General features: G+C 66.8%; 19 protein-coding genes. 7 read left to right on the plus strand and 12 right to left on the minus strand.

What is annotated here, in order from left to right; genetic code table 11:
• Positions 1-158: 158 nt before the first annotated feature.
• Entirely contained in the window at positions 159-1,142 is a 984-nt protein-coding gene (locus R1H25_RS12490; RefSeq protein WP_049447748.1) for a LysR family transcriptional regulator, read from the minus strand.
• A 207-nt stretch (positions 1,143-1,349) separates the two neighbouring features.
• Between R1H25_RS12490 and cysK the strand changes: the two genes are divergently transcribed.
• Together cysK and R1H25_RS12500 are read left to right on the plus strand one after the other, a co-directional pair.
• The gene (cysK, locus tag R1H25_RS12495) at positions 1,350-2,309 is read left to right on the plus strand and encodes a cysteine synthase A (RefSeq protein ID WP_317223728.1); all 960 of its coding nucleotides are present in this window, start codon (positions 1,350-1,352) and stop codon (positions 2,307-2,309) included.
• A 210-nt stretch (positions 2,310-2,519) separates the two neighbouring features.
• Entirely contained in the window at positions 2,520-3,119 is a 600-nt protein-coding gene (locus R1H25_RS12500; RefSeq protein ID WP_317223729.1) for an O-acetyl-ADP-ribose deacetylase, read from the plus strand.
• A 91-nt stretch (positions 3,120-3,210) separates the two neighbouring features.
• On the opposite strand, the gene R1H25_RS12505 is transcribed toward R1H25_RS12500, so the two are convergent.
• The 8 genes from R1H25_RS12505 to gap form a co-directional block, all read right to left on the minus strand.
• A complete protein-coding gene (locus R1H25_RS12505) occupies positions 3,211-4,353 on the minus strand; it encodes a hypothetical protein (RefSeq protein WP_057499336.1) in 1,143 nt (380 codons plus the stop codon).
• A gap of 129 nt (positions 4,354-4,482) precedes the next feature.
• Entirely contained in the window at positions 4,483-5,487 is a 1,005-nt protein-coding gene (locus R1H25_RS12510; RefSeq protein ID WP_049447752.1) for a class I fructose-bisphosphate aldolase, read from the minus strand.
• Between the two features lie 279 nt (positions 5,488-5,766).
• Positions 5,767-7,233, minus strand: a complete 1,467-nt coding sequence (gene pyk / locus R1H25_RS12515; RefSeq protein WP_057499335.1) for a pyruvate kinase — start codon at positions 7,231-7,233, stop codon at positions 5,767-5,769.
• A gap of 210 nt (positions 7,234-7,443) precedes the next feature.
• Positions 7,444-8,097 (minus strand): HAD hydrolase-like protein, encoded by a 654-nt coding sequence (locus R1H25_RS12520; RefSeq protein ID WP_317223730.1) that lies wholly within the window; start codon positions 8,095-8,097, stop codon positions 7,444-7,446.
• Positions 8,094-9,269, minus strand: a complete 1,176-nt coding sequence (locus R1H25_RS12525; protein ID WP_317223731.1) for a phosphoglycerate kinase — start codon at positions 9,267-9,269, stop codon at positions 8,094-8,096. Before R1H25_RS12525 ends, R1H25_RS12520 begins: the two co-directional genes overlap by 4 nt.
• A 643-nt stretch (positions 9,270-9,912) precedes the next feature.
• Positions 9,913-11,289: a DUF3999 domain-containing protein gene (locus R1H25_RS12530; protein ID WP_049447747.1), complete on the minus strand. Its 1,377-nt coding sequence runs from the start codon at positions 11,287-11,289 to the stop codon at positions 9,913-9,915.
• Positions 11,286-13,955 (minus strand): DUF2339 domain-containing protein, encoded by a 2,670-nt coding sequence (locus R1H25_RS12535; RefSeq protein ID WP_317223732.1) that lies wholly within the window; start codon positions 13,953-13,955, stop codon positions 11,286-11,288. The genes R1H25_RS12530 and R1H25_RS12535 overlap by 4 nt, the downstream gene beginning before the upstream one ends.
• A gap of 125 nt (positions 13,956-14,080) precedes the next feature.
• Entirely contained in the window at positions 14,081-15,085 is a 1,005-nt protein-coding gene (gap, locus tag R1H25_RS12540) for a type I glyceraldehyde-3-phosphate dehydrogenase (RefSeq protein WP_005414333.1), read from the minus strand.
• Positions 15,086-15,277: 192 nt separating this feature from the next.
• On the opposite strand from gap, the gene R1H25_RS12545 reads away from it, so the two are divergent.
• The 3 genes from R1H25_RS12545 to R1H25_RS12555 all read left to right on the plus strand — a co-directional run bounded on the left by R1H25_RS12545 (position 15,278) and on the right by R1H25_RS12555 (position 18,093).
• Positions 15,278-15,907: an OmpW family protein gene (locus R1H25_RS12545; RefSeq protein ID WP_057499646.1), complete on the plus strand. Its 630-nt coding sequence runs from the start codon at positions 15,278-15,280 to the stop codon at positions 15,905-15,907.
• Positions 15,908-16,462: 555 nt separating this feature from the next.
• Positions 16,463-17,281: a S1/P1 nuclease gene (locus R1H25_RS12550; RefSeq protein WP_154349567.1), complete on the plus strand. Its 819-nt coding sequence runs from the start codon at positions 16,463-16,465 to the stop codon at positions 17,279-17,281.
• A gap of 11 nt (positions 17,282-17,292) precedes the next feature.
• Positions 17,293-18,093, plus strand: a complete 801-nt coding sequence (locus tag R1H25_RS12555; RefSeq protein WP_049446327.1) for an MBL fold metallo-hydrolase — start codon at positions 17,293-17,295, stop codon at positions 18,091-18,093.
• A gap of 63 nt (positions 18,094-18,156) precedes the next feature.
• Here the strand turns inward: R1H25_RS12555 and R1H25_RS12560 are convergent, their stop codons facing one another.
• From R1H25_RS12560 to R1H25_RS12570, 3 genes are read right to left on the minus strand one after another with little or no spacing between them, the layout of a single operon-like run.
• Complete coding sequence (locus R1H25_RS12560) at positions 18,157-18,720, minus strand: hypothetical protein (protein WP_317223733.1); 564 nt, start codon at positions 18,718-18,720, stop codon at positions 18,157-18,159.
• Positions 18,717-19,916 carry a TonB family protein gene (locus R1H25_RS12565; RefSeq protein WP_317223734.1) on the minus strand — a complete coding sequence of 400 codons (1,200 nt, stop codon included), beginning with the start codon at positions 19,914-19,916 and terminating at the stop codon, positions 18,717-18,719. The genes R1H25_RS12560 and R1H25_RS12565 overlap by 4 nt, the downstream gene beginning before the upstream one ends.
• The gene (locus R1H25_RS12570; RefSeq protein ID WP_317223735.1) at positions 19,909-20,274 is read right to left on the minus strand and encodes a BlaI/MecI/CopY family transcriptional regulator; all 366 of its coding nucleotides are present in this window, start codon (positions 20,272-20,274) and stop codon (positions 19,909-19,911) included. The genes R1H25_RS12565 and R1H25_RS12570 overlap by 8 nt, the downstream gene beginning before the upstream one ends.
• 118 nt (positions 20,275-20,392) lie before the next feature.
• Between R1H25_RS12570 and R1H25_RS12575 the strand changes: the two genes are divergently transcribed.
• Positions 20,393-20,950, plus strand: a complete 558-nt coding sequence (locus R1H25_RS12575) for a flavin reductase family protein (RefSeq protein WP_317223736.1) — start codon at positions 20,393-20,395, stop codon at positions 20,948-20,950.
• A 34-nt stretch (positions 20,951-20,984) separates the two neighbouring features.
• Entirely contained in the window at positions 20,985-22,937 is a 1,953-nt protein-coding gene (locus R1H25_RS12580) for an acetyl-CoA hydrolase/transferase C-terminal domain-containing protein (RefSeq protein ID WP_317223737.1), read from the plus strand.
• Positions 22,938-23,060 lie beyond the last annotated feature (123 nt).

The following is a 23,060-nucleotide window of genomic DNA, read 5'->3' on the forward strand; positions in this document are numbered from 1 at the left end:
GCGCCATGGATGGCGCCATCGAGCCCCCAGGGATGGGTTTACGGCGTGTCCTGCCTGCCCACACCGCCCCGCCCCCCACGGAAGCCAGCTGTTGCAGTTGCTTCGGCTTTTGCCATTGATTCGGCAGGTGCAGGGCTGCAAGCCCTGCTCGACCCACCTCACACCGTGATGGTCTGGGTCAGTGATTCCCACGTCGGTGGCACCGGCCACGCCGCCGCCTGGTTGCCATCCAGCACCCTGCGCAGGTCGCGCGGATCAATCTGCGGTGCCAGCACATGCACCAGCTCCAGCGCGTAATCACGCAGCACACGGTCGCGCGGCAGCACCGCCCAGGCAATGCACTCAGTGATCGGCTCCGGGGCCGGCCACGAGCGCAGGTCTTCATCGTTGGAACTGACCGCCATCTCCGCCAGCAGGCCTACACCCAGACCGGTACGCACGTAGGTCTTGATCAGATCCGCATCGAGCGCGGTCAGTGCCAGGTCGGGCGCCAGCCCATTGGCGGCGAAGGCGCGCTGCAGCGACGAGTTCGGACGGGTCGAGGATTCGTAGCTGATCAATGGCTGACGGGCCAGCGCGGCCAGGTCCGGGGCGCGGCCGGCGCGGTCCAGCGGGTGGCCCTTCGGCACCACCACCAGCCGCCGCCAGCGGAACAGCGGCACCGCGATGCCATCGGTGGGCTCACCGCCAGCGGTGCTGATGATGGCGATATCGGCATCACCCTGGTTCAGGCGATCCAGCGCATCGGCTTCGCCGGCCTGCTGCAGGTGCACGCTCACCTGCGGGTAGGCCTGCTTGATCGCCGCCACCGCCGGCGGCAGCACGAAGCGCGCCTGGGTGTGGGTGGTGGTCAGGATCAGCTGGCCCTGGCTCTCGCGGCGCTGGTTGGCCGCATAGGTGCGGATGTTGTTGGCCTCGGCCAGTACCGCACGGGCGCGGGCGATGACCTCGGTGCCAGCCGGGGTAACCGACTCCAGGCTGCGGCCCTTGCGTACGAACAACAGGAAGCCAAGCTCGTCCTCCAGCTGCTTGAGCTGCTTGGACAGGCCGGGCTGGGTGGCATGCACGCGCGAGGCAGCCAGCGTGATGTTCAGCTCGGCGTCGGCGATGGCAACCAGATAGCGCAGCTGGGTCAGCGTCATGGGAGGCAGGCGGCGTGGGGCGGAGGTCCACTCTAGGGTCATTTGCCGTCACCAGCTTATAACCAAAGGTTGTTTAAGAAAGGTATCTGGTCATTTCCGGGCGTCATATGCCGGCGCTACGGTCAGCCGGCAGCCGCTGGCCTGAACAGCCAGCCCTCCCCCTTCGCCCGCCGAAGCCCGGCGCGGCCCCGTTTCCGGAGCGCTTCCATGGCCCTGTACGACTCCATCCTCGATACCGTCGGCAACACCCCCATCGTCAAGCTGCAGCGCCTGGCGCCACCGCAGGTCAGCGTCTACGCCAAGGTCGAGTCGTTCAACCCGGGCGGCTCGGTGAAAGACCGCCTGGCGCTGGCGATCATCCTCGACGCAGAAGCGCGCGGGGTGCTCAAGCCGGGCGACACGATCGTGGAGGCCACCTCGGGCAACACCGGCGTGGCACTGGCGATGGTCGCCGCCGCGCGCGGCTACAAGTTCGTGGCCACCATGGTCGAGACCTTCTCGGTGGAGCGCCGCAAGCTGATGCGCGCCTATGGCGCCAAGGTGATCCTGACCCCGGCCGCCGAACGCGGCAGCGGCATGGTGCGCAAGGCTGCTGAACTGGCAGAGCAGCATGGCTGGTTCCTGGCCAGCCAGTTCGCCAACCCGGCCAACCCGGCGTATCACCGCAACACCACCGCCACCGAGATCCTGCGCGACTTCGCCGGCAAGCGGCTGGACTACTTCGTCAGTGGCTGGGGCACCGGCGGTACGCTCACCGGCGTGGGTGAAGTACTGAAGGTCGCGCGCCCGCAGACCCGCATCATCGCCACCGAACCGGCCGGTGCTGCATTGCTGAAGGGCGATGACTGGAAGCCGCACAAGATCCAGGGCTGGACCCCGGACTTCGTGCCGGATGTGCTCAACCGCGATGTGGTGGATGAACTGGTGACGGTGGAAGATGACCGCGCCATCGCCACCGCACGCCGACTGGCTGCGGAGGAAGGCATCTTCGTCGGCATCTCCGCCGGCGCTACCGTGGCCAGCGCACTGGACGTGGCCGCACGTGCCGAACCGGGCTCAGTGATTCTGGCCATGCTGCCGGACACCGGTGAACGCTATTTCTCCACACCGCTGTTCGCCGATGTGAATGAGGGGTCCGACGACGCCTGGCTGGCCGGCCTGCCGTAAGAGCCGGGGTCGGCTCCCTTTTCCGCAGGGGAAGGGAGCCGCCCTCCTCCGCTTCAGCCTGCGTGAAGGCGTCGCCCGCCATCGTGCGTGAAGACCGTCGGATCGCAGCGCGTGAGACGGTCATGACGCAGTATCGATGCCCTGTCCCCTACCGTGGGAACAGCCGGCGCAGATGCTGCGCGGATCACCTCACAGGCAGGAGACGGACGCATGAAGATCGAAGTTTGGCAGGGCGACATCACGACCCTGGCGGTAGATGCGATCGTCAACGCGGCCAACGAAACACTGCTCGGTGGCGGCGGGGTGGACGGCGCGATCCATCGTGCAGCGGGCCCCGCATTGCTGGCCGAATGCGAGCAGCTGCCGGAGCTGCGCCCGGGCGTGCGTTGCCCGATCGGCGAAGTACGCGCCACCAGCGCTTACGCTTTGCCTGCACGCTATGTACTGCACACGGTGGGCCCGGTCTGGCACGACGGCCAACGCGATGAACCGGCGTTGCTCGCCAACTGCTACTGGAAGTCGCTGCAACTGGCCGAATCGCTGGGTGTGCAGTCGATCGCGTTCCCGGCCATCAGCTGCGGCGTATACGGCTATCCGCTGTACCAGGCCGCACAGATTGCAGTGACCGAAACACTGGCCTGGCAGCGCAGCCACGCGCAACCGATGCGCATCGTGCTGGTGGCGTTCAATACCGCTACGGCCAAGGCCTACCAGCAGGCGTTGAGTGCCGCCGGGCAAAGCGCCGACAGCGAACCGCGCGCGTCGATGCTCCCGCCCCTGGGTGACGCGGGCTTCGCCGCTGCGCACTGAACCGCAGCGCGGCAGGTAGAAGAAAAGGCCGGGCATTGCCCGGCCTTTTCCGTTGCAGCCTTGATGTCATCCACGCTGCGCGTGGACCACCTCAACGGCTGGCAGCTTCCACCGCTGCAGCGTCATCGGCCACGGCGGCGGCATCGGCCGCAGCGCGGGCCGCAGAGGCCGCAGCACCGTCAGCACTGGCCCCATCCACCTGCACGCGCACTTCCACCATGCCTGCGCCATTGTTCAGGCTGGAAACGTCGACAGTGTAGTGACCGGCCGGCAGGGTCTCTTCCAGGCGCGAGTTGGTACCGTTGCCACCGTCGTCGTCGGTCAACTCGACATCGCCACCGACCACGCGCAGCACGGTATCGACCTGGCTGGAAATCGCATCCAGGCGCACGTCGGCCGGGCGGTCCAGGGTCAGCAGGAAGCGGCGGCGGCCATCGTTGTCGAGCATCGTGTACACGCTGCCCGACTTCGGCAGTGCAGTGCCATCGCGCTCGACCAGATTGCCGGGCAGCTCGATGCGGTTGGCCGACAGGGTGAACATGCCATTGACGCCGTCGCCCAGGCCACGTGCGGTCAGGGTGTACTTGCCCGGCTTCAGTGACAGGGTCAGGCGCGAGTTGGTGCTGTCCCCGCCATCGTCATTCTCGGCATCCACGCCCTGGCCCGACAGCTTCAGCACCGGATCGAAGACCTCCGACACCAGGCGGATCTCGTACAGGCCGGCCTTGTCGACCTGCAGGGTGTAGTCCTGGGAACCACCGGCCAGCATGTCGACGATCTCGCCACTGCCCGCGAGCGGCTTGCCGTCGTACGGCACCAGCTTCTCGGCGCGCAGGCGGTACGGACCGTAATCGGTCGAGCCGTTGGCGTTGACCGCCACCTGGTAGGTGCCGCCACCGTTGGCACGGAAGGCAAGCGAAACGTCGCCTTCGCGCTCGTAGCCGGTGTTGCTGCTGGCCACCAGGCTGCCGTTGTTGAACACGGCGATCGAGCCGCTCAGCGAACCGGTCAGCTTCAGCCCGACCAGCTGCTTGTCTTCCAGCTTGATCTGGTAGAGCTGGTGGTGGCTGCCGTCGTTGTAGTTGATGCCGCTGCGCGAGGTGATCTCGCCGGACACCGGCTTGTCGAAATCGAGCGACGCGGCCTTGCCTGCGTCACCACCGCCACCGAGACGGTTGCAACCGCCGGCGACCAGGACCGTGGCGACGGCCAGTGTGAGTGCTGCCAAACGCATGTTGTTTCTCCTTGGCCTTCCATGTGGTTCCCGCGTACCGGCCGGGCACGCGGGGGCGGAAAAGATACCCGCAAAAGCAAACGCCGGCGTAAAGCCGGCGTTGCCCTGTTCATCCTGCAAGGGGACGGATCAACCGTTCCACTTGCCCAGCGCAGCCAGGCCGTTGTCCTTGGCGCGCTCGTACACGGTCTTCTGGGCAGCGGCGTAGTTGCCCTTCATGTCCTTGGCCCACAGCTTCAGCGCGGCCTGCTGCATGGCGCGGCCGTAGGAGAAGCTCAGCGGCCACGGCAGGTTGCCCAGCTGGTTCATCGCGTTCAGGTGCTCGGTGGACTGCTCGTCGCTCTGGCCGCCGGACAGGAACACCACGCCCGGCAGGATCGCCGGCACGGTGCTCTTCAGGCACATCACGGTCGACTCGGCCACTTCCTCGACGTCGGCCTGCTCATCGCAGTTCTTGCCGGAGATGACCATCGAGGCCTTCAGGATGGTGCCTTCCAGCAGCACGTTCTGCTGGTACAGCGCGTCGAACAGCGAACGCAGGGTGGCTTCGGTGACTTCATAGCAGGTCTCGATGTCATGGTCGCCGTCCATGATCACTTCCGGCTCGACCATCGGCACCAGGCCGCATTCCTGGCACAGGGCGGCATAACGGGCCAGCGCGTGTGCGTTGGACTCGATGCAGGTGCCCGACGGAATGCTCTCGCCGATGTTGATGACCGCACGCCACTTGGCGAAGCGCGCACCCAGCTTGTAGTACTCCTGCAGGCGCTCGCGCAGGCCGTCCAGGCCTTCGGTGACCAGCTCGCCCGGGCAGCCGGCCAGCGGGTGCGCACCCTTGTCCACCTTGATGCCCGGAATCATGCCGTGGTCAGCCATGTACTTGGCGAACGGCACGCCGTCCTTGGTCGACTGACGGATGGTTTCGTCAAACAGGATGGCGCCGGAAATGTGCTCGTTGAGCTTCGGCGTGGTCAGCAGCAGTTCGCGGTAGGCACGACGGTTCTCCTCGGTGTTCTCGATACCGACGCCAGCGAAACGCTTGGCGATGGTAGCGGTGGATTCGTCGATCGCGATGATGCCCTTGCCCGGGGCAACCATGGCCTGGGCGGTTTCAGCCAGCTGTTCGATGCTCATGTACTTCCTGTGGCGGGTGCGGGAAAAACGTAAGTATAGCCCCGCTACCCGTTGCCCCGACGTGGAGGCCAGGCTGGAAACGATTCCAATGCCCGCGCAGGACAATCATTGACCCATGCGGACTGAGCGTGGGTACCGCGCAAACCCGGATCCCGGGACGAGTGCCCCCTGAGTCAGGGGGCGGCCGTGCAGCGGCGGGGGTCTGGATGCTGGTAAGAAGGGGCCCACGATCTGCACAGCAGATCGTGGGGCGGCAGCGCGCATGCGATGGCGCGTACCTTACAGGTCGCCCAGCCCAATGGCGCGGCCGTCTTCGCCCACTTCCAGCAGGCGCAGGGTATTGGTGGCACCGTGGGTTTCCATGTGCTCACCGCTGGTGAACACGACGCGGTCGCCGGCCTGCAGCAGTTCGGCTTCCACCAGCAGGCGGATGCTGCCACGCGCCGCTTCGCGCGGGGTCAGGCCACGGCTGTCGAAATTGATCGGATAGACGTCGCGCATCAGCGCCATCTGCCGGCGTGCGCCGTCATGGCGGGTGACCGCGAACACCGGCGCCTTGGCGCGGAAACGCGACAGGTAACGCGCAGTGCCGCCGGATTCGGTCATCGCCACGATCGCGCGCACGCCCACGTGCTGCGACAGGAACATGGTGGCCATGGCGATGGCCTGGTCGGCACGTTCCAGGTTGCGCGGCGAAGCGTTGAAGTCGGTCTCGGTCTGGAACTGGCGCTCGGCACCCAGGCAGATGCGTGCCATCGCTTCCACGGCCTTGACCGGGTAGGCACCGGCAGCGGTTTCGGCCGACAGCATCACCGCGTCGGTGCCGTCGATGACCGAGTTGGCCACGTCCAGCACTTCGGCGCGGGTCGGGATCGGGCTTTCGACCATCGACTGCAGCATCTGCGTGGCAGTGATCACCACCTTGTTCTGCGCCAGCGAGGCCTTGATGATCTTCTTCTGCAGACCCGGCAGTTCGGCGTCGCCGATTTCCACGCCCAGGTCGCCACGGGCCACCATCACCACGTCGCTGGCCTCGACGATCTCTTCCAGGTTCTCGATCGCCTCGGTACGCTCGATCTTCGATACCAGCGCAGCATCGCAGCCATGCGAGCGGGCGATGTCACGCGCATCGTTCATGTCCTGCGCGTTGCGGCAGAACGACACGGCGATGAAGTCGACACCGATCTTGGCGACGATGCCGATCAGCTCCTTGTCACGCTCGGTCAGCGCGCCCAGCGAGAGGCCGCCGCCCTGCTTGTTCAGGCCCTTGCGGTCGGACAGCACACCGTCGTTGAGCACGGTGTTGATGATGCGCTCGCCCTGCACCTCCACCACCTGCAGCTGCATCAGGCCATCGTCGAGCAGCAGCACATCGCCCGGGCCCACGTCCTGCGGCAGGCCGAGGTAGCTCACGCCCACCTGGGTCGTATCGCCGGGACCGGCGTTGGAGCTGGCGATCAGGTCGAAGCGGTCACCCGCCTTGAGCTGCACCTTGCCTTCGGCGAAGCGTTCGATGCGGATCTTCGGGCCCGGCAGGTCGGCCAGGATGCCGACCTCCACCCCCACGCGCGCAGCAGCGGCACGCACTTCGGCCGCACGCTTGGCCTGGCCGGACGGATCGCCATGGCTGAAGTTCAGGCGCACCACGTTGACGCCGGCGCGGAACAGATCCTCCAGCACGCCCGGCGGATCGGTGGCCGGACCGAGGGTGGCAAGGATCTTGGTGCGACGCTGACGCTCGAACATGGTGAAGGGGCCTCTCCCGTTAAAGAACGGAAATTAGCACATCCTTCACGCCCCATGTATACGGTTACAGCCTTGCGCCGCCTGACTTCGCGGGTCATCGAACGGACATCGTCCGGACATACGGTGGCGCAGGGCGTTCTGTGGAGCCGAGCCCATGCCCGGCTGGGTATGCGCCGCAGCAGCCGAGCATGGGCTCGGCTCCACAGGAGGCTAGGCCAGCAGCGTTTCCAGCTGCACCGGCTCACGGGCCAGCTGGCCGGCACCGGCTTCAGTGAGTTCCGCCTCGCCGCCAAAGCCCCACAGCACACCGACACTGCGCAGGCCGTGGTGGCGCGCGCCTTCGATGTCCATGCGACGATCGCCGATCATCCAGCACTGCGCGGGCTGCACCTGCAGCCGACGCAGCGCCTCACCCACCAGTTCCGGCTTGTGGCTGCGGGAGCCGTCCAGGGTGGAACCGACGATCTCCTCGAACAGCCCGCCGAACGGCAGGTGGGCGAGAATGCGGCGCGCGTGCGGCTCGTTCTTGGCCGTGACCACCGCCAGGCGGTGGCCACGACCATGCAGCGCGCGCAGGGTGTCTTCCACCTGCGGGTACACCGTGTGCTCGCGCCAGCCTTCGACGTCGAAGCGCTCACGGTAGTAGCCCACCGCCTGTTCCACCCGCGCCGGTTCACCGAACAGCGGCGCGAAGGTAGTCCGCAGCGACGGACCGATCCAGCCCAGCAGCGTCTCCTGCGACGGCACCGGATGGTCCATCTTCTGCAGCGCATAGGCGATGCAGGCGGTGATGCCCACCTGCGAATCGATCAGCGTGCCGTCCAGGTCGAAGAACAGGACATCCTTGCTGCGGTCGGCACTCATGCGCCGCGCGCGTCGAGTGCAGCCACTGCGGGCAGGGTCTTGCCTTCCAGGAACTCTAGGAACGCACCGCCACCGGTGGAGATGTAGCTGACGTCCTTGGCGATATCGAACTTGTCGACCGCCGCCAGGGTGTCGCCGCCACCGGCGATGGAGAATGCCGGCGAGCTGGCGATGGCGCGGGCCAGCGCTTCGGTGCCCTTGCTGAAGGCTTCGAACTCGAACACGCCGACCGGGCCGTTCCAGACCACGGTGCCGGCCTTCCCGATCAGCTGCGCGTACTGCGCCGCGGTCTGCGGGCCGATGTCCAGGATCAGGTCGTCCTCGGCAACGGCGTCGACCGCCTTCACTTCGGCAACAGCATCCGGCATGAACTGCTTGGCGGTGACCACGTCGACCGGCAGCGGAATGTCGGCGCCACGCGCCTTGGCATCGGCCACGATCTTCTTCGCGGTGTCCAGCAGGTCCGGCTCGTACAGCGACTTGCCGACGTTGTAGCCAGCGGCAGCAATGAAGGTATTGGCGATGCCGCCACCGACGATCAGCTGGTCGACCTTGCCGACCAGGTTGGCCAGCAGTTCCAGCTTGGTGCTGACCTTGCTGCCGGCGACGATGGCCAGCAGCGGCTTGGCCGGCGCATCCAGAGCCTGCGCCAGCGCGTCCAGTTCGGCCATCAGCAGCGGGCCACCGGCAGCAACCGGGGCGAAGCGGATGACACCGTGGGTGGAGGCCTGCGCACGGTGCGCGGTGCCGAAGGCATCCATCACGAACACATCGCACAGCGCCGCGTACTTCTTCGACAGGGCTTCATCGTCCTTGCCCTCGCCGACGTTCATGCGGCAGTTTTCCAGCAGCACCAGCTGGCCGGGCTGCACGTCGACACCGTCGACCCAGTTACGCACCAGCGGGACCTCGCGGCCGAGCAGCTCGGACAGACGCTGGGCGACCGGCGCCAGCGAGTCGGCTTCGCTCCACACGCCTTCCTTCGGGCGCCCCAGGTGCGAGGTGACCATCACCGCCGCACCCTGCTCCAGCGCGCGCTTGAGCGTCGGCAGCGAAGCGGTGATGCGCTGTTCGGAGGTGATGCGGCCATTCTCGATCGGCACGTTCAGATCCTGGCGGATCAGCACGCGCTTGCCGGAGAGGTCGAGGTCGGTCATGCGGACGATGGACATGGGCAACTCTTTGGCTCAGGGACGGGATGCCGGGCTACGGCAGACGGCCATTGTATCGGGTGGCGATGCCTGCGGCAGGCAGAGGCGTACGGCAACAGCGAACTGCAACAGCCAAAGCGCTGGCGCTTCCTGGTGCTGGGGGTGAGCCGGGGTGCTGTGGGATGGCAGGGGACGCCATAAACCCGTCCATGGGCGCTTGGTCGCCGCATCCATTGCGGCTCACACCCCTGCCACCCCACACCGCCCCGGCCTCGACAGGTTCATGAGGCGGAGCGGATGGCAAAGGCAGGAGCAAGAGCGGTTTCTGGTGTCGGAGAAACTAATGTAGAGCCGAGCCCATGCTCGGCTGGGTCGACCGCGAACAGCAGCCGAGCGTGGGCTCGGCTCTACAAGAAGCGCCCAGCGAAGCTGCTTTGCTTTTGCTCTTCTTTCTTCTCTTCCGTGGGTGGACGCACCCGGAAACTGTCAGAGGCCGGGCGGGGTGGGTTCGCGGGGGTGTCAGCCGCATGGATGCGGCTGCCAAGCCTACAAGGACGTACTTGCGGCGTCCCCCACGAACCCACCCCGCCCGGCCAAGCGCGGCTTTTGCTTTTGCTTTGCACGACCAACCCCACCCACGAGGGGCTGCGCCGTTCGCCGGAACCTACGCCGAAGGCGCCGGCTTCTGCCGCAGCAGGCTGACCGCCAGGCCGCCAACGACCAACACACCCAGCCCCAGCAACGCCCACAGCAACCACGACTTCCAATCGTGCTGCGGTTTCAGCGCCGCATCGCCGGCCAGCGGCTCCGGGCTGCCTTCCAGGCGGGCCAGCGTCGGCTGCCACGACGGATCATTGCGCTGTCGCAGTTCCTCGATCAGCACACCAATCGGCGCTTCCATGCGGCGCGCGGTCGCGCTGCCCACCGCCAGTGCATACGGCGCTGCACCCTGGCTCAGGAACACCAGTACTTCCGGCTGATAGCCCAGGCGCAGGGTCGGTGCGGTCGCAGTTTCGGCCGGGTTTGCCACCAGCTTCCAGTAGCGGTCGCGATGCACGCCGCCCAGCGGCTGGGCCGCTGATTGCTGGCGCTGGCCCTGCGCGCCCTGCTGCAGCTGGTAGGCAATCCACGGCGCACTGCGGCGCTGCCATTCTGCACTCTCGTCATCGCGACTGAACAATGTCCACTGCACCAGGCTGTTGTCGGTGCTGGCCACGTCGGCACGCGCCGCCGGGAACCGCCCATCCATCTCGAAGGTGTACTCGCCCTTGCCCTTCGAGGTCGGTTCCAGCGACAACCACTCCCATGGCAGTGTGGCCGGTGCCGGCGGCAGCTCGGCCAGCACACTGCGCAGCGTCGGCAGGCGCGCATCGCCCTGTGCCAGTACGCGCAGGTAGCGTGCTTCGCCATTCACCTGCAGCCGGCGCTGCAGCAGGCGCTTGCCGGCGCGCTGCAGGTCCACCAGCGGAATGTCACGCCCGACCGCGCGCCAGTGCTGCAGATCGTCGCTGGCATCCAGCTGCACCTGCGCCTGCAACGGCTGTCCGCTGTCAGCCCAATCCAGCACCAGTGCCGCCAACGGTTGCTCGCCGAGCACGCTGGCATCGATCAGCCAACCACCCTGCCCGTTCGTTGCCGCACCGCCGCTCACGCGTGCTTCGACGCGACGGACACGGCCATCGGTATCGCGCTCGGTCAGCAATTGCAGATCGTTGCGCTGTGCTTCGGCCAGCGGCGGCAACGCGAACCACGGCAGCTCACGCTGCACGGGCGGCTGGGCCAGCGGCTGGTCCGGCGCCAGCAATGCCGATGGCAACGATTGGCCGGCGGCGTTGAACACCTGCAGGTCACCCAGGTCTGCGGCACCTGCACGGCGATAGATGGCCGGCTCCAGAACCACCCTGTATGCACCGGACTGCGCGCTGGACAGCGTCAGCGGCCACTGCTCGGCGTACTGCGTGCGGTAGTCGGCAGCCTGCACCGCCACGGCGGCCAGCATGCCGAACATCGTCGGCAGCAGCGCCCTGCTCCACTTCCTCATTGTTTTTCCTCCACGGACGGCGCCGCGCTGGGCGGTGCCGGTGCCAGATAACCCACGACCGTGCACAGCAGGCCGTAGGCAATGAACGATGCGATGCCCAGCAGATTGCCCAGGTGCTGGCGATCGACAATGACCAGTTTGGCCAGTACCACGCCCATCAGCACGGCACCGACCATCCACAGCACGCGCTGGCCACGGCGCGATCCCCACACCCAGGCAATCACGCCGAGCACGCTCCACAGCACGGTCAGGCTGGTCTGCGCCAGGCTGAAGCGCATCATCGACACATTCCACGACAGCCCGCCCCACTGGTGCACGCCATGCAGCACAACGCTGGTCAGCGCGACGAAGGTTGCCAGGGACAGCAGCGGCATGCGGATGTTCAGCAATGCCTGAGGTGCCTGATCGCTGTACAACCAGCGCGCCAGAAGCAACAGGCTCAACCATTGTCCGACCTCGGCCGGATTCAGCACCGGCAGCCACAACAGCGGCGCGGCGTCGCCCGGCAGCAGCTGGCCGAACAGCCACCCCGTCGACAGCAGCCCGAACAGCACGCACTGCAGCGGCTGGCGCACGCTGTCGAACGCTGCACCCAGCGGCCAACGCAGTGCATTCCAGCGCCACAGCGACAGCGCCGCCATCAGCAACCACGGCAGGGTCACCAGCAGCGTCGTCCAGCCCTGTGCCAGATCGGCCTCGCCACCGCCCCACAGGGCCAGCAGCGAAAGCAGCGACGGCCACAGCAGCCACCACAGGAACTGCGCGATGCGCGCCACCGTGTCGCCCCCCTGGCGCAGGCACAGCAGCGTGCGCACACCCAGCACCGCGAACACCGCCCAGGCCAGCGCACCGTAGCCGGCGAACGGCTGATGGTGCGCATCGCTCTGCAAAAGCGCCAGCGGGAAGCCCAGCGCCAGCATCGCCAGCGCGGTCACACCCAGTGCGCGCGCCGGCTGGCGGCGCTGTACTTCGGCGGCCAGCCATGCGGTGATGGCAGCCAGCACCAGCAATGCATCCCCTTCGGTGCGGTACGGGAAGAAACGGGTGATCTCATGCACCAGGCCACCCAGCCACCACAGCAGGCCCCACAGGTAGTAGATCAGGGCGATCTCGTGGCGTGACCTGCGCTGGTAGCTCCAGGCCGACGCGAAGCCTGCCAGGGCCAGCAGCAGCGCGCCGATGGCAGTCGGGTTGATCAGGAAGCGCAGGTCCTCATGCCAGTGATCGCCGCCGGCCACGAAGGCGAACGCAGCCCCGATCTGCAGCAGCGCACCGGACACCTGCGGCAGCCAGCGCTTCTGGCGCAGGCCCAACCAGGCCAGGCCGGCGCCTTCCAGCGCAAAGACCGCGCCGGTGGCGCGCGCCGACAAGGCCAGCGGGACCGCCAGCGTGACGAAGCCCACCGCCAGCACCGCATGCGACTGCGCCAGCACGGTGTACGACGCACGCGCGATCAGCGCACGCGCCAGCACCGTATAGATCGCCGCCAGGCCCAGCGCGCATAGCGCCAGCGTCATCGGCTGCTCGTGCAGCATGCCGGCCTGCAGCGAGAACGCGACCAGCGGCGTGCCGAATACCAGACTGCCGTCGACCAGGTCGCGTCGCCCGGCGGGCTGCCGGCGTGCGTACAGCAGCGGGATCAACAGGTAGAAGGCAAAGAACAGCAGCAGGAACGGCTCGGTGCTGCTGAACTTGTCCGGCGCGTACTGCAGCACGCCCCAGAACGTACCGATGCCGAAGGTAAAGGCGAAGCCAAGCAGGTTCAGCGCTCGCCATGGACGGAACCATGCGATGGCGAAGATGCCCGCGTTGAGCACCGCGTAGTAGCTGAACAACCCCACATGGTTGCCACTGCCGGTGGACAGCCACAGCGGGGCCATGAAGCCTGCCAGGATGCCCAGTACCGCCAGCGTGCGCGAGTTCTGCACCACCGCCAGCACACACAGCCCGGCCACCAGTGCAATGGAGCTGACGAAAGCGAAGCCGGGCGGAATCAGGTCGAAGCGTTTGAACGCCGCGAAGATGGTCAGCAGCAGCACGCCGATGGCACCGCCCTGCAGGGCCAACGCAAACAGGCGCCGGCGCTCGCGCTGGTGCCAGCCGAACGCCAGCAGGCCCAGTGCGGCTACGGTGACGCCGGCCAGGCGCAGCTCGATCGGCAGCACCAGCCAGCCCTGGTCACTGACGTACTTCAACAATGCGGCGACACCGGCCAGCAGCACCAGCATGCCGATCTTGACCGGCACGTTGCCTTCGGTGAACCAGCGTTTGACCGCGCCAATGCCGCGCTCGATGAAGTTCGGCAGCGCCGGTTCGGAAGGCAACGGCGGCTGCATCGGCGCGGGTGGCACCGGCGGTGGTGCGATCGGGCGCGGCGCCTCCGCTGCCGCAGGCACCGCTTCGCGCACCGGCGGCGTTGGCTGAGGCGGTGCAGCAGCCGCCACCGGCCGCAGGAACGGTGGATCGGCACTGGCCGCAGGGGGGGCCGCAGGCCGTTCAGGCGCGGGCGTGGCGGCGGCCGACTTGGCAGCGACAGGCGCAGCGGCCATCGCGCTTTCCAGCGCGGCGACGCGACGGCGCAGGCCGGCGATCATCACCAGTGCCACCACCAGCAGCAGCGGGATGGCCAGCAGGACCAGTACGACCAGGGCTATCAATGCTTCCATTGCGTGCTTCCATTGCGTTCCCGCGCCCCAGCGGCGGCGGTCGACCGGCCCATGCTACGACAGGGCCGGCCCCATAAACGACGAACCCCGGCCAGGCCGGGGTCCGTCTGCGATCTACGCCCGCCTTACTTGGCGGCGATGACCTTGGCCATTTCCAGGCACTTGTTCGAGTAGCCCCACTCGTTGTCGTACCAGGTGACCAGCTTGACGAAGGTGCCGTCCAGGGCGATGCCGGCGTCGGCGTCGAACACCGAGGTGCAGGTCTCGCCACGGAAATCGGTGGCCACCACCTTGTCTTCGGTGTAGCCCAGGATGCCCTTCAGCGGGCCTTCGCTCTGTGCCTTCACTTCCGCGCAGATCTCGGCGTAGGTGGCTTCCTTTTCCAGCTCGACGGTCAGGTCGACCACCGACACGTCCGAGGTCGGGACGCGGAAGCTCATGCCGGTCAGCTTCTTGTTCAGTTCCGGGATGACCACGCCGACGGCCTTGGCCGCACCGGTGGACGACGGAATGATGTTCTCCAGGATGCCACGGCCACCGCGCCAGTCCTTGTTGGACGGGCCATCGACGGTCTTCTGGGTGGCGGTTGCCGCATGCACGGTGGTCATCAGGCCACGCTTGATGCCCCACTTGTCGTTGATGACCTTGGCCAGCGGGGCCAGGCAGTTGGTGGTGCACGAAGCGTTGGAAATGATCGCCTGGCCGGCGTAGGTCTTGTCGTTCACGCCGTACACGAACATCGGCGTGTCGTCCTTCGACGGCGCCGACATGATGACCTTCTTGGCGCCGGCATCGATGTGCTTCTGCGCGGTTTCCTTGGTCAGGAACAGGCCGGTGGCTTCCAGCACCACGTCGGCGCCGACTTCGTCCCACTTCAGGTTGGCCGGGTCGCGCTCCTGGGTCAGGCGGATCTTCTTGCCGTTGACCAGCAGGTCGTTGCCCTGCACCGCCACGTCGGCCTTGAAACGACCGTGCACGGAGTCGTACTTGAGCATGTAGGCCAGGTAATCCGGCTCCAGCAGATCGTTGATGGCCACGATTTCGATGTCGTCGCCGAAGTTCAGCACCGCCGAGCGCAGGACATTACGCCCGATGCGACCGAAACCGTTGATACCAACCTTGATTGCCATTTCTCAAGCTCCTGCAGCCGCGACGGGTGCGGCGGGATGGATAGGGCCCACAAGTCTAGCAAACCGTCGCTGGCCACCGTGGGCCAGCCGGGCCCCGCGGCGGGCTGCCGGACAGGATTTGATCCGGATCAAAGCGTTAGCGCGGCGTGAGGCCGAGACTGTCGCCATCCACCCAGCAACGAGAACATCCCCATGCGCAAGACCTCCCCCCTGATCGTGGCCAGCCTGGCCGCCGCCCTGTCCCTTGCCGCTGCCCCGGCCATGGCCCAGTCCAAGGGCGACTGGACCGTTTCGGCCGGCATCCACCAGGTGGCGCCGAAGTCGAACAACGGCTGGCTGGCGGGCCACACCCTGAAGGTCGACGTCGACAACGACGTCAAGCCGACCATCACCGGCGAGTACTTCATTGCCGACAACCTGGGCATCGAAGTGCTGGCCGCGCTGCCGTTCAAGCACGACATCAACATCAACGGCCTGGGCCGCGTGGGCAGCACCAAGCAGCTGCCGCCGGTGGTGACCCTGCAGTACCACTTCAACAGCAAGGGCAAGGTATCGCCGTTCGTTGGCGCGGGCGTGAACTACACGACCTTCTTCAGCGAAGACACCACCGGCGCGCTGGCCGGCAGCAAGCTGAAGCTGCAGGATTCGTGGGGTCTGGCCGCGCATGCGGGCGTGGACTTCGCGATCGGCGAAAAGGGCGCCCTGCGCGTGGACATGCGCTGGATCGACATCGACAGCAAGGTGAAGTTGAACGGTGAGAAGATCGGCACGGTCAACATCGATCCGCTGGTCTACGGCGCTTCGTACGTCTTCAAGTTCTAAAGCGGTGTATTGGGCGCGGGGGCTTCGCCCCCGCTCCTCCGCTACACGCAAAACCCTCGCAGCATGTTGCCCCGGTAATTGCCGGGGCTTTTTTTGTTTGTGCGAGAAGCACCGGCTTCCGGAATCGCGCGGAGCGGGTGAGGTGATCGGGACACGCCGTAAATACGTCCCTGTAGGCTCGATCGCCGCATCCATGCGGCGAACGGTCCCGATCCCCCCCCCCTCTCCACCCTTCCCATCTGCGCGCGCGTGCCAGCTCAAGCAAAAGCAGAATCTGTACATTCGAGGCGTACTGGTGGCCTGCAAGTGCAGGATGCAGATTTTGATCCTGCATTTGTTCTTGATGTTGCCTTTGACGTTTGCATCCGCCTCCGCGGCAATGCTGGATGGGGACTGCAGGGGCAGGCGCTGCGGGACCGTCCGCGGCATGGATGCCGCGGCCGAGCTTACAGGGACGTACTTGCAGCGTGTCCCGCAGCGCCTGCCCCTGCAGCCAGCCCCCAGCAGACAGGAACGCGCCGCTCTTCAATCCACCTACCCCGCTAGAATGTGCGCATGAAAGCCCTGCACTCCCTGTTCCTCGCCGCCGCCCTCGCGCCGGCCCTGCTGTCCGTCTCCGCCCCCGCCCATGCCTGGGGGGCGCAAGGCCACCGCCTTGTCGCCGAAGTCGCCGACGCCCGCCTCACCCCCACCGCCCGCGCCGAAGTGGACCGCCTGTTGGCCACCGAACCGGACGCCACCCTGGCCAGCATCGCGCCGTGGGCCGACCAGCTGCGCGCCAAGGACCCGGGCCTGGGCCGTCGCTCGGCCGGCTGGCACTACGTCAACATCGCCGAAGACAACTGCCATTACGAAGCACCGAAGCACTGCAGAAACGGCAACTGCATCGTCGAGGCATTGAAGGCGCAGAGTGCCATCCTCGGCGACCGCAACCTGACCGACGGCGAGCGCTTGCAGGCGCTGAAGTTCGTCGTGCACCTGGTCGGCGACATCCATCAGCCGATGCACGCCGGCTACGCCCACGACAAGGGCGGCAACGATTTCCAGCTGCAGTTCGGCAACCGCGGCACCAACCTGCACTCGCTGTGGGACAGCGGCATGCTCAACACCCGCAAGCTGGACGATGCGGGCTATCTGCCGCTGCTGCAGAGCCAGCGCGCGCCGAAGCTGGCGCGCCAGTCCAACCCGCAGCGCGACCCGCAGACGTGGGCCGAGGCCAGCTGCCGCATCTCCATGCAAGCTGGCGTTTATCCGGCCACGCGTAAAATCGGTGACGAATACACCGAGCGCTACCGGCCACTGGCCGAAGCGCAGCTGCGACTGGCCGGTGAAAACCTGGCGCAGTTGCTGAACCGCGTGCTCGGCGCGCGCTGAGGAGAGCTCCGATGTCGGTCCAGGTGCAGTCGTTCTTCCACCGTGACAGCAACACCTTCAGCTACCTGGTCAGCGACCCGGCCAGTAGCGAGGCAGCGCTGATCGACCCGGTCCTGGACTACGACCCGGATACCGACGCCAGCAGTGAAGCGCCGCTGCATGGCGCGTTGCAGGCCATCGAGCAACAAGGCCTGCAGCTGCGCTGGCTGCTGGAAACCCATGCCCACGCTGACCATGTGTCGGCCGGGCGCCGCCTGAAGCGTCGCTTCCCGCAGGCCACGCTGGCCATCGGCGAAGGCATCCGCGCGGTACAGGCAACGTTTGCACCACGCTATGGCCTGCAGCTTCCTGCCGCAGATGAAATCTTCGATCACCTGTTCAGCGACGGCGAAACCTTCGCTCTGGGCGAACTACGCTGTCAGGTGATCGCCGTACCCGGCCATACCAGCGACAGCATTGCCTATCTGATCGACGATGCGTTGTTCACCGGTGACTCGCTGTTCATGCCCGACGGTGGCACTGCCCGCTGCGATTTCCCGGGCGGCGATGCCGCGCAGCTGTACCGCTCGATCCAGCGCCTGCTGGCCCTGCCCGATGCAACGCGCGTGTTTGTCTGCCACGACTATGGCCCGGGTGGCCGCGGCTTCGCCAACGAAACCACCGTCGGCGAACAGCGCGCGCACAACATCCACGTGCACGACGGTGTGGCCGAGGCGGAATTCGTCAGCGTGCGACAGGCCCGCGATGCCACGCTGGAAGAACCGAAACTGATGCAGCCGGCGGTGAAGGCCAACATCCAGGGCGGGGCCTGATAGGCGCTGCGGTACCCGCCGGGCAAGGCCCGGCGCTACCGTTCCGTCGGGAATCAGCCCTGTTCACTTCCCCTGCGTGCGCACCACATGCTGGCCCTTCACGACCTCGAAGGTGAAGGCGTACTGCAGGGTGACAGCCACCGGTTCGACCCGCTCGGCACTGCGGCAGTCGCCGCGATCAGCCGGCACCTTGCCCGGTGCGAAGTGGCAGACCGCGGCAGACGAGTACTTCCACATGGCAACCGCCTCCTGCGCTGCCTGCAGCAAGGGCGCATTCTCCGGTGCCTCACCCGCACTGCATTCGCTGCGGGCGGTCAGCGGGATGCTGCGCGCAACGCTGCCCTGCGCATCCACCACCACCTGCAGGCAGACCGTAGTCGGCGGCAGCGAGGTGCGTGGATCACGCTCGCCCACTACCGGATCCGGTGCCGTATGCAGCTGCGGCATGCGATAGCCTTCGCTGGCGGCCAGCGTGTAGCGCTGGATCTGGCCGGTCCCTCCCCCCGCATCGGGCCGCAGGCGCTGGTGACCGACATTCTCGCTGCGGGTATCGACCGTGGTCAGGCGATCCTGGGTTGCACACCCCACCAGCAGCGCCGCCATCATCAACAGCGGCGCGGACTTCACTTCGCGTCCTCGGTGTCATCCATGGCGAAGGTGATCGGAATCTTCACCGCCCCTGCAACCGGCTGGCCATGCTTCACCGCCGGCCGATAGGTCCAGCTGCGTGCGGCGGCGATCGACACCGCATCGAATACGCCCGGGTTGGTGGCACTGAGCACCTGGACATCAGTGGGATGCCCTTGGGCGTCCACTTCCACGCGCAGGTTCACTACGCCCACCTGGCGCTGCTCGACCGCGGACTTCGGGTAGGACGGTGGCGGCAACTTGTCGACCTGGATCTCCCGATCCATGACGGGCCCTGCCGGGCCTCCCGCCGTACCGCCCTGGCTGGCCCACGCCACCGCTCCCATTCCCAGGCACAACCCGACCACCAGTACCTGCCCCGACACCCACGGCAATGCCTTCCGCTTGGACTGCTTCAACATGGCGATACGCTCCTTCAACACGGGTTGGCCGCGCCAATGGCAGACCGCGGGCGCAACCGGGTGGACCAGCTGCGCCTTCAGCAGCGTGCTGGCGTAGAGGCCGCGCAGCGCAGGCTGCGGGGCCATGGTGCGGGCATCACAGGCCAGCTCCTGATCGCGCAGGAAGCGGCGTGCAGCCCACGGCACCAGCGGGTGGAACCAGAACGCCGCGCGCATCAGCAACAGCGCGCCGTTGGCCCAGTGATCGCCGTTGCGACGGTGGTTGCGCTCGTGTTGCAGGATCAGGCCCTGCTCCTGTGCACTGAACTGCTGATCGAATTCCGGGCCGACCACGATGCGCGGCCGCCACAGGCCCACCAGCGCGGGCAGGCCTGGATCGCCGCTGGCCTGCCAGCTTCCATCGGTGCGCAGCTTCAGTGGCCCCATGCGCCGTTCGAAACGACGCTGCGCGCGCAAGTCGCGCAGCAGGCAGATACCCGCGCCCAGTGCCCACAGCGTGAACAACAGCCCAGCCCATGAAAGCCAATGCCCGGCCACGCTATCAAGGGCACCGGGCATCACTTTCAGCGGCAGCGTGGGCACCTGCTGCAACAGCGCAGCCTGCGGCAATGGCAGCAGCAAGGCCACCAGCAGCATCGGCAACAACCACCAGCTGCGATAGGCCAGTCCCGCGCCGCCCAATCGCACCAGCAATGGCCGCATCACCGCCAGCAGGACCACGCCCACCGCCAGCCACAGGCTGGCCTGCCACAGTCCGTCGAGCAGCTCAGTCATGGTCCAGCTCCTGGATGAGCTTCTTCAGTTCGGCGATGTCCTGCGCGCTCAACTGGCCACGTTCGCTGAAGTGCGCGACCAGCGGCGCCACGCGCCCTTCAAAGACTCGCCCGATGAAATCCTGGCTCTGCGTCTCCACCCATGCCTGGCGCTGCAGCAGCGGCCGGTACAGGTAGCGCCGTCCATCACGTTCGGCGGCGATCGCGCCCTTGGTCAGCAGGCGGTTGAGCAGGGTCTTGATGGTCGGCTCGGCCCAGTCGCGGTGGGCCAGCGCGGCGACCACTTCGTCGGCGCTACGCGGTGCCTGCTGCCACAGCACCTCCATCACAACGGCTTCGGCTTCGCTGATCGGGCTCATTGTTTACATCCGTAATCGACCATCCGATTACGCGCGTAATCGAATCGCCTGTCAAGCCTCTCGACTCCAGGTTCATCGAATCTGCGCCAGCATCGGTTCCTCCCGCCCCAGGCCCCGGATGAAAGCGCTGCGCAAGAAGGATTTCCCGGTCGAGCAGGCCCGCCGCTTCCTCGAACCCGGCCCGATCGTGCTGGTCAGCACGGCCTGGCGCGGCCAGCGCAACCTGATGACGATGGGCTGGCACATGGTGATGGGCTTCTCGCCTTCGCTGGTCGCCACCTACCTGTGGAACGAAAACCACAGCCATGCGCTGGCCCGTGGCAGCGGCGAGTGCGTGATCAACGTGCCCGGCGTGGAGCTGCTCGATACCGTGGTGGACATCGGCAACTGCAGCGGCCGCGAGGTCGACAAGTTCGCCCGTTTCGGTCTCGACGCATTGCCCGCGCGCGAGGTCGGCGCGCCGCTGGTCGGCCAATGTCATTCGTGCTTCGAATGCCGCTTGTACGACGACAGCCAGGTGCAATCGAGCAACCTGTTCATCTGGGAAATCGTGCGCGCCCACGTCGCGCCCCGGCCGAAGCTGCCGCGCACGGTGCATTACCGGGGCGATGGGCAGTTCATGGTGTCCGGCGCGGAAGTCTCGCGTCGACGGCGGTTCAAGCCCGACATGCTGTAATGCCAGCACTCCCCCACACGCAGGACCGCCGCGCATGACCGAACACCTCACCGACCTGGACGCCGCCGTCGACTGGTTGTTTGCGCGCGTGGACGGGCCGCTGCGGATCGGGGCACCGCTGGCACTGGGCAAGCCACACCGGCTGCTCAATGCCCTCTACGCACGCGTCGAGCACGACCCTTCGCGGCCGCTGCAGCTGTATACCGCGCTGTCGCTGAATCCGCCGAAGGCGCGGGGCAACGGCCTGGAAGCGCGCTTCCTGGCGCCGTTCGCGCAGCGCCATTTCGGCGACGACTTCCCGCGCCTGGCTTATGCCGATGCGATCGCGCGCGACGCGTTGCCGGCACATGTGCAGGTGGAAGAGTTCTACATGCAATCCGGCGCCCTGCTCGGGTCGCGGCAGGCGCAATCCAGCTATACCAGCCTGAACTACACCCACGCCGCCGATGCGGTGGCGCAGCGCGCGCCGCAGGTGATCGTGCAGAAGGTGGCGATGCGGCCCGATGACCGCCGGCTCTCGCTGTCTTGCAACAACGACATCACCCAGGACACGCTGGATGCGATGACCGCGCGCGGGCTGCCGCGCCCGTTGCTGATCGCCGAGATCGATCCCCAGCTGCCCTATCTGGGCGGCTCGGCGACGGTCGATGTGTCGTTCTTCGATCTGGTGATCACCCCGCCACCGCCGTACCCGGCGTTGTTCGGCCTGCCGCGGCAGCCAGTTGGCGATGCTGACTACGCCATTGGCCTGTACGCCAGCACGCTGGTGCGCGATGGCGGCACCCTGCAGATTGGCATCGGCACGCTGGCCGATGCGCTCAGCCATGCGCTGGTGCTGCGCCACACCGACAACGCCCGCTACCGCCGCGTACTGCACGCGCTGGACCCGCAGCTGGCCAGCCACCCGCTGGTGCAGGAAATCGGCGGACTGGATCCGTTCGAGGTGGGCCTGTACGGCTGCAGCGAGATGCTCAACGAGGGCTTCCGCCGGCTGGTGCAGACCGGGGTGATCAAGCGCAAGGTGCACGACGACCTGGCGCTGATGCAGCGCATTGAAAATGGCAGCACGCTGTCCATCGATCACGCCACCCTGGCCGCCGAGGGCGAGTACCTGCATGGCGCGTTCTACCTGGGCTCGCCGGAATTCTACGAGTGGCTGCGCACATTGCCGGAAGACGAGTGCCGCGCGATCGGCATGCGCCGGATCAGCGAGATCAACCAGCTGTACGGCGGCAACGAAACGTTGGAACGCCTGCAGCGCCGGCACGCGCGCTTCTTCAACTCCTGCATGATGGCCACCGCGCTGGGTGCGGCGGTGTCGGATGCGCTGGACGACGGACGCGTAGTGTCCGGCGTAGGCGGCCAGTACAACTTCGTGGCGATGGCACATGCGCTGCCGGAAGCGCGCAGCGTGCTGATGTTCCGCGCCGCGCGCGATGACAAGGGCCAGCGCGAATCCAACGTTCGCTGGAACTACGGGCATACCACCATCCCGCGCCACCTGCGCGACATCTACCTCAACGAATACGGCATCGCCGATCTGCGTGGGCTGACCGACGAGGACTGCGTGCATGCGATGACCGCGATCACCGAAGCCCCGTTCCAGGGCGGCCTGCTGCAGCAGGCACATGCCTCGCGCAAGCTGCTGGCGGCCGCGCAACCAGATCCGGAACAGCAGCAGCGCAACACGCCACAGGCGTTGGCGGCGGCGCTGGCACCGTTCCGCGCCGACGGCAGCCTGCCCGATTATCCGCTGGGCAGCGACTTCAACGAGATCGAGCAGGTGCTGGTGAAGGCGCTGGGTTGGCTGAAGGCCAACACGCAGACCCGCGGCGACAAGCTGCGTACCGTCTGGGCAGCGCTGCGCCAACCGGCCGGCGATGGCGATGCGGTGTACCTGCAGCGCATGGGCCTGCAGGCACCGAAGGATTTCGCCGAACGCCTGGACGCGCGCCTCCTGCGGCTGGCACTGGCGCGCACCGCCTGAGACAAGGGGACGGAGGGGATTAAGTCGTTTGTGCACAAACGACTTAATCCCTCCGTCCCCTTTTTCCTGCGGCAAAGAAAAGGCCGGCGTGCGCCGGCCTTTCCTTCATCACGCTGCGATGCT

Source organism: Stenotrophomonas veracruzanensis (assembly GCF_032911525.1).
GTDB lineage: Bacteria > Pseudomonadota > Gammaproteobacteria > Xanthomonadales > Xanthomonadaceae > Stenotrophomonas > Stenotrophomonas africana.